The organism is Promicromonospora sp. NPDC060204 (genome assembly GCF_042728455.1).
Lineage (GTDB): Bacteria > Actinomycetota > Actinomycetes > Actinomycetales > Cellulomonadaceae > Promicromonospora.
Genome location: NZ_JBHWZO010000459.1, coordinates 1 through 1484, shown reverse-complemented (window position 1 = coordinate 1484; position 1484 = coordinate 1). Strand labels below are relative to the sequence as shown.

Sequence of the window (1484 nt, the reverse complement as noted above, 5' to 3'; positions counted from 1 at the left end):
CCATTGGGCCCGGAAACACGCTGTTTTCGGGCCCAATGACGGGGTAGAAGCGCACCTTTCAGATTCCCGTCGGCGTGAGGGGCGCGGTGGGCAGCGCGATCGGGGTGCCCTGGTGCGCGTACCGGCCCGGCCGCCAGTGGTGTCGGGCGAGCACCCTCGCGACCTGCGCGCCGATACCGCCCGGCCGGTCGTTCTCCGCGGGCCGGAAGCGCAGCATGATGATCCGCCCGGCGGCCAGGAGCTGGTTCTGGCGCGGGGCGTCCCGGACCAGGGCCTGCTCGGTGCTGTGCGGTCCGACGCCGTCGATCTCGACGACCAGCCAGCGCCCGTCGGGGAGCCGCCAGACGAAGTCGACGCGCGCGACGACCTTGCCGTCCGCCACGAACCGCACCTGGAGGTCGTCCGGCAGCACCTCGTTGTCGTGGAACGACAGCCGCGCCGCCGACTCGGCGAAGGACTCCGAGCGCGCGTCGACCAGCCCGAAGAGCTCGTGGAGCCGGCCGCTGCCGTGCCGACGCCGGACCAGGTCGTGCAGCTCCGCGAGACGGGTCGGGGTGAACCCGTGCCGGCGAGCGAGGTCGTCGAGCACGGCGAGGGCGTTCTGGCGGGGGAGCCGACGGAGCGCCTGCGCCGCGGCGTGGTCGATCCGGGCGACCGCGCGGTCGCCGACCTGCACGGTCGGGAACGGTGCGTAGTCCACGACGGCGACGTCGTGCCGCGGGCGCCGGGACGACCGGTCCTCGCGCGCCACCTCCAGCGGAAATTCTCGCGGCAGCCCGGAGACGCCGTGCAGCACGAGCGCACAGCAGCCGGTGGCGACGGCGTCCGGCCCGTGCACGAGCAGCGCGAACCAGGTCCGCCAGCTCGCGGCGTGGCCGAACCAGTCGTCCCTGACCCTGCTGTCGAGCGGCACCGGATCGGTGTCGTACACGGCGCGCGCGGGCTGGTCCAGCGGAGCTGCCCGACCAGGCGGCGCCGGACCTCTCGGCCGATCCCGAGCTCCTCGCACTGGACCGTGGACAGGAGTCCGGCCTGCCGGCGCAGGAGCGGCTCGGCGGCTCGCGGGATCACAAAGGTCTTGGGCACGGGACCAACTTGAGCAGTACGGCGACCGAAGCGCCGGACCGGCGTCGACAGCCTGTGCACAACCGCCGAAAAACGACCCCTGTGGTCGCGCTCGCCTGCCGTTACGACCGTGCCCGGGGTCTCCGTGGGCACGGCCGAGCCCGCCGGCCCGCCGTCCCGGCCGAGTCCGCAGTCCCACCTTCCCCGCAGTCCCACCTTCCCCGCGGGCCCACCTTCCCCGCGGGCCCGCCTTCCCCGCGGGCCCGCCTTCCCCGCGGGCCCGCCTTCCCCGCGGGCCCGCCTTCCCCGCGGGCCCACCATCCCCACAGATCCCGCGGCCATCCCGACCGCCGTCGGCCCGGGTCCAAAACGAAAAGTGCGCCTCTACCCCGTCATTGGGCCCGGAATCAGCGTGATTC

At 74.1% G+C, this 1484-nt stretch carries 1 protein-coding gene; it reads right to left on the bottom strand.

All coding sequences use genetic code 11. The features are described from left to right. Positions 1-58: 58 nt before the first annotated feature. Positions 59-931: a hypothetical protein gene (locus tag ACFWEJ_RS28660; RefSeq protein ID WP_377232551.1), complete on the bottom strand. Its 873-nt coding sequence runs from the start codon at positions 929-931 to the stop codon at positions 59-61. Between the last annotated feature and the right edge of the window lie 553 nt (positions 932-1484).